At 74.7% G+C, this 4795-nt stretch carries 6 protein-coding genes; 2 read left to right on the forward strand and 4 right to left on the reverse strand.

The window, feature by feature from the left end; all coding sequences use genetic code 11:
• A partial coding sequence (locus D6689_01185; GenBank protein RMH44937.1) for a hypothetical protein occupies positions 1 to 200 on the reverse strand: 200 nt, incomplete at its 3' end.
• Between the two features lie 380 nt (positions 201 to 580).
• Between D6689_01185 and D6689_01190 the strand changes: the two genes are divergently transcribed.
• Positions 581 to 799, forward strand: a complete 219-nt coding sequence (locus D6689_01190; protein ID RMH44938.1) for a hypothetical protein — start codon at positions 581 to 583, stop codon at positions 797 to 799.
• Positions 800 to 925: 126 nt separating this feature from the next.
• Here the strand turns inward: D6689_01190 and D6689_01195 are convergent, their stop codons facing one another.
• Positions 926 to 2368 (reverse strand): aldehyde dehydrogenase family protein, encoded by a 1443-nt coding sequence (locus D6689_01195; GenBank protein ID RMH44939.1) that lies wholly within the window; start codon positions 2366 to 2368, stop codon positions 926 to 928.
• 113 nt (positions 2369 to 2481) lie between these two features.
• Here D6689_01195 and D6689_01200 point away from each other — a divergent pair, with 113 nt between their 5' ends.
• Positions 2482 to 3720, forward strand: a complete 1239-nt coding sequence (locus tag D6689_01200; GenBank protein RMH44940.1) for a hypothetical protein — start codon at positions 2482 to 2484, stop codon at positions 3718 to 3720.
• Between the two features lie 63 nt (positions 3721 to 3783).
• On the opposite strand, the gene D6689_01205 is transcribed toward D6689_01200, so the two are convergent.
• A complete protein-coding gene (locus tag D6689_01205; GenBank protein RMH44941.1) occupies positions 3784 to 4338 on the reverse strand; it encodes a bifunctional adenosylcobinamide kinase/adenosylcobinamide-phosphate guanylyltransferase in 555 nt (184 codons plus the stop codon).
• Between the two features lie 77 nt (positions 4339 to 4415).
• The coding region (locus D6689_01210; GenBank protein RMH44942.1) for a hypothetical protein at positions 4416 to 4795 on the reverse strand (380 nt) is incomplete at its 5' end.

A 4795-nucleotide genomic window follows, 5' to 3' on the forward strand; every position in this document is an offset into this window, starting at 1 on the left:
GCGTTCGCCTCCGCCACGAGCCGTTCGAGCGGCTCTCGGTAGTCGTCGCCGCCGAAGTCGTCGGTCCCGGCCAGGCGCATCGCCCGGCGCTCGATCGCGTCCGCGTCGACCGCCATCGGCCCGCGCGCATCCATCCGCAGCGCGCGTGCCGCGCGGTTGAACGCGCGCAGCCACACGGGTCGAGAGAGGTTCGAGTCCATCCGCCGCCGTTTGCGCCCACTGTATCCGATCCGCGCGCGACGATCGCGCGCGGCCGGTGAGACGGCCGCCGGGATGCGCGCCCTGCCGCCCCCGCATCCCAGCGAGCCCGCTCGCGCCGATGGCCCCGGTGCCCGCGCGCACGGACCGGGCGGCGCCGCCAGGGGCGCCGCCGCTTCGCGCTCGCGGCCGCCGCGCACGTCGATCGCCCCGCACCGGCACGCATCGGGGACGTGCGCTCGCCCGCGCGATCCCCCGATCCCGAAAAAAACGCCACCATCGGGCCTCTAGCGGGCAAAAACCGGATTTCGGGACTTGCGCGGCGATCCGGCGCGGCATAAGAAGCGCTCATCCAACCCTTTTTTCGTTCGGAGGTCGACCAGTGGCGAAAGCAAAATCGAAAAAGTCCAAGAAGCCGGCCGAAGTGCTCGTCGTCGGCAGCAAGGTGAAGGCTGCGATCAAGGATCACGGTTGCAACACCGGTGGTGACGTCATCGACGCCGTCAATCAGTACGTGCACTGGATCCTCGATCAGGCGGCGCAGCGGGCGCAGGCCAACGGTCGCAAGACCGTGCGCGCGCACGACATCCTCGTCGGCTAGCTCGCGCCAACGACGACCGGACGACGGCCGGGGCACCCGCCTCGGCCGTCGTCCGTTTCGGTGCCAACGAATCGGTGACGACGGACCGGCCGCCGCTGTGTCGGCGGCCGACGACCGCCGGCCGCGCTACGGCGTGCGCGTCACGAGCAGCCGGATCTCGGTCATGTCCTCGATCGCCCAGCGCAATCCCTCGCGCCCCAGGCCGCTGTCCTTGACCCCGCCGTAGGGCATGTTGTCGACGCGCCACGACGGCACGTCGCCGATGATCACGCCGCCGACCTCGAGTTCGTCCCACGCGCGCTGCGCGCGGTACAGGTCGCGGGTGAACACGCCCGCCTGCAGGCCGAACGCGCTGTCGTTGACCTCCGCGAGCGCCGCGTCGAAGTCGGAAAACGGCGCCAGCAGCGCCATCGGCCCGAACGCCTCGCGGCAGTACGCGGGCTGGTCGCGCGGAACGTTCTCGAGCAGGGTCGGCTCCACCATGCGGCCGTCGCGGCCGCCGCCGCACAGCAGGCGCGCACCGGCGCCGACCGCGGCGTGGATCCAGCCGTGCAGTCGCGCCGCCTCCTTGTCCGAGATCATCGGCCCGATGAACGTGGCTTCGTCCAGCGGGTCGCCCATCACGAGTTCGCGGGTGGCGGCGACGAGCCGGTCGCGCAGCTCGCCGTAGATCGACTCGTGCGCGAGGATGCGCTGGACGCCGATGCAGCTCTGGCCCGACTGGTAGAACGCACCGATGATGATGCGGGCGACGGCGTCGTCCAGGTCGGCGTCCTCGCACACGACGACCGCCGCGTTGCCGCCGAGTTCGAGCACGACCCTTTTCTTGCCGGCGCGCGCCTTGAGATCCCAGCCGACCTCGGGCGACCCGGTGAACGACAGCAGCTTGAGCCGGTCGTCGGTCGTGAACCGGTCGGCGCCGTCGCGACGGCACGGCAGGATCGAAAACGCGCCGCGCGGCAGGTCGGTCTCCGCGAGGATCTCGCCGATCGTGAGCGCGCCGAGCGGCGTGAGGCTGGCCGGCTTGAGCACGAACGGACAGCCGGCGGCGATCGCCGGCGCCACCTTGTGCGCGGCGAGGTTGAGCGGAAAGTTGAACGGCGTGATGAACGAGCACGGCCCGATCGGAACCCGCTTGTACATCCCGCGGTAGTTGGCCGCGCGCGCACTGATGTCGAGCGGCAGCACCTCGCCGCCGATGCGCGTCGCCTCCTCGGCCGCGACGCGGAACGTGTCGATCAGGCGCGTCACCTCGCCGCGACTGTCCTTGATCGGCTTGCCCGCCTCGACGCACAGCATGTAGGCCAGCTCGTCGGCCCGCTCGCGGAACCGCGCCACGCAGTGGTCGAGGACCTGTTGGCGGCGGTACGCCGGCCACCGGCGCAGCTCGGCCGCCGCCTGAACGGCCGCAGCGATCGCCGCGTCGATCGCCGCATCGTCGGCGAGGGCGACCCGGGTCGCGACCTCGCCGGTGTACTTGTTCTCCACCGGCAGATCGGCGTTGGCGGCCACCGGTTCGTTGGCCAGATAGTAGGGGTAGCTCGACTTCAGGCGGGGTCCGGTCGGCATCGGCCGGGAGTATTCCACCCCAGGTATTGGAGCGAAACCCCCAGGCAGCCGCCGCGGTATCGCGGTGTTGCGCGTGGCACGGGGCCTGCTTGCCCCAAGGGCCCGTGCAAGAGATGGCCGCCTACTCCACCGTCGCCGTGACCATCGGCCTGGTCGCGGCGCGGCCGCGCATCGGGACCGCGGGGCGGCTGAATCCGGCGCTGGCGGCGTTCGGCGGCGTGCTGGCGCTCGCGGCGCTCGGCGCGGTGCGCGCCGGCGCGGTGGCCGCGGCCGCGGCCGACCTGTGGCGCCCGTTCGTCGCGATCGCGGCGATCATGATCATGGCGGACGCGGCGATCGCGGTCGGCCTGCTCGACTGGGCGGCCGCCCGCATCGAGCGCGGCGCGCGCACGGCACCGGCCTTGTTGGCGCGCGTGTTCGCGCTCGGCGCCGCCACCGCCACCGCGCTCAACAACGACGCCGCGATCTTGCTGCTCACGCCGCTGGTGGTCGCGCTCGCGCGACGCCGGTTCCCCGGGCGCCCGGAGCTGGTCGTCCCGCTGGCGTTTTCCGTGTTCCTGGCCGCCGGCGTCGCCGCGCTGCCGGTGTCCAACCCGATGAACATGGTGGTCGCCGAGTTCGCGGACATCGGCTTCAACGAGTACGCCGCGCAAATGGCGCCGGTCGCGTGCGCGGTGTGGCTGATCGGGTTCGCCGCGCTGCGGTGGTGGTTCCGATCGCAACTGGTTGCCGTGCCGGCGCCGGGCGACCGCACCCCGGTGCGCGCGACCCGCGCGCAGCGGCGGCTCGCGGCGCTGCTGGTCGGCGCGCTCGGCGCCTACTCGGTCGTCGCCGCGGCCGGCGGGCCGGTGTGGACGGTGGCGCTCGCGGGCGCCGCGGGAGCGCTCGCGCTGTCGCGGCGCGCGACCGGCCGGTCGACCGTCGAGGCCGTCGCGCGCGCCGTGTCGTGGGAGACGCTCGCGTTTCTGGCGTGCGTGGTCGTCCTCGCCCTCGGGTTGCAGCAGGTCGGGCTCGTCGACCGGCTCGGCGCCCACTACGCGCAGACCGGCCTGGCCGGCGTCGGCGTGACGTCGGCGGTCGGGTCGGCGCTGCTCAACAACCACCCGATGGCGTACATGAACATGCTCGCGCTCGAGGCGTCCGCCCACGGCCACGCGGGCGTGCTCGCCGCGCTGATCGGCGGCGACCTCGGCCCGCGGCTGTTGCCGATGGGATCGCTCGCGGGCCTGTTGTGGCTCGACGCGCTCCGCCGCCAGGGCGTCCACGTTCCTCTGCGCACGTTCGTCGCGGTGGGCGCGGTCGCCACCGTGCCGGCGCTCGCGGTCGGGCTCGCGCTGCTCGCGGCGATGTGAGCGCGGGCCGCGCCCGCCTGGCCCGAGGCCCCGCCGCGTCGGTGCGGCCTCCGGCGACCGTCCCTACGGTCGCGCGCGGTCGACGAGGTCGATCGGCGCGGGGCGCAGGCGCAGCACCGACCCGAGCGCCGCCAGGTACAGCTCGTCCGCCGCGGCCGCCACCCGCTGGTGGACCCAACCGGCCAGGTCGCGAAACCGGCGGCCGAGCGGCGTCGGCGGCACCACGCCCATGCCCACCTCGTTGGTGACGACCACGACGAGCGCCGGGATGCCTCGCGCCGCCGCGATCAGGTCGTCGGCCTCGGCGAGCACGTCCGCGTCGGCCGCGCCGGCGGCGAGGCAGTTCGCCAACCACAGCGTGAGGCAATCGACAACCACGGCGTCGCAGGGCGGCGCGGCGCGCAGCGCGGCGGCCACGTCGCGCGGCGCTTCGACGGTGACGAACGCGTCGCCGCGCTCGGCGCGGTGGCGCGCGATGCGGGCGCGCATCTCGTCGTCGCCCGCGGTCGCCGTCGCGACGTACACTCGGCGCGGGCCGGCCGCCGTGGCGCGAGCGAGGGCGAACGCGCTCTTGCCCGAGCGCGCGCCTCCGCCGATCAACGCGAGCCGGCCGGCCACTGGCGTCGTCCCACTCGTCACGCGCCGACTGTGCCACGGCCGCGACCGCGGCGCGACCGCCCGGCCGCACTGCCGACCTATGGGGGTGACGCGGAGTGGACGTGCGCCGGGACGCGCTCGCGCGCGCAGCGCGGGTCGCGCGCCGCACACCGCGCGCGGAGCGCCGGTGCATCGTCGCGCGGCCGGTGCGCGAGGTACGCCGCGAGCGCGGCGTCCGCTGCCGGGTGGCCGACCCGCGCGGCCGCGATTGCTTGCACAAGCAACAACTCGGCGCTCCGCGGCGCGAGCGCGAGCCCGCGCGCGGCCGCCGCCAGCGCTGAGTCCGCGCGGCCCGCGCTCAGCTCGGCCCGCGCGAGCCGCGCCCACGCGCGGTCGTCCGCGGGCGACGCGACCGCCGCTCGCCGCGCGTCGCGCGCCGCCTCGGCCCACTGCCACACGCCGGCCGCCGCGTCCGCCC

The organism is Deltaproteobacteria bacterium, assembly GCA_003696105.1.
Taxonomy (GTDB): domain Bacteria; phylum Myxococcota_A; class Polyangia; order Haliangiales; family J016; genus J016.

Excerpts from the sequence above, each read along its gene's own strand:
- D6689_01195 (RMH44939.1), bottom strand. The coding sequence starts at position 2,368 with ATGCCGACCGGACCCCGCCTGAAGTCGAGCTACCCCTACTATCTGGCC.
- D6689_01200 (RMH44940.1), top strand. The coding sequence starts at position 2,482 with ATGGCCGCCTACTCCACCGTCGCCGTGACCATCGGCCTGGTCGCGGCG.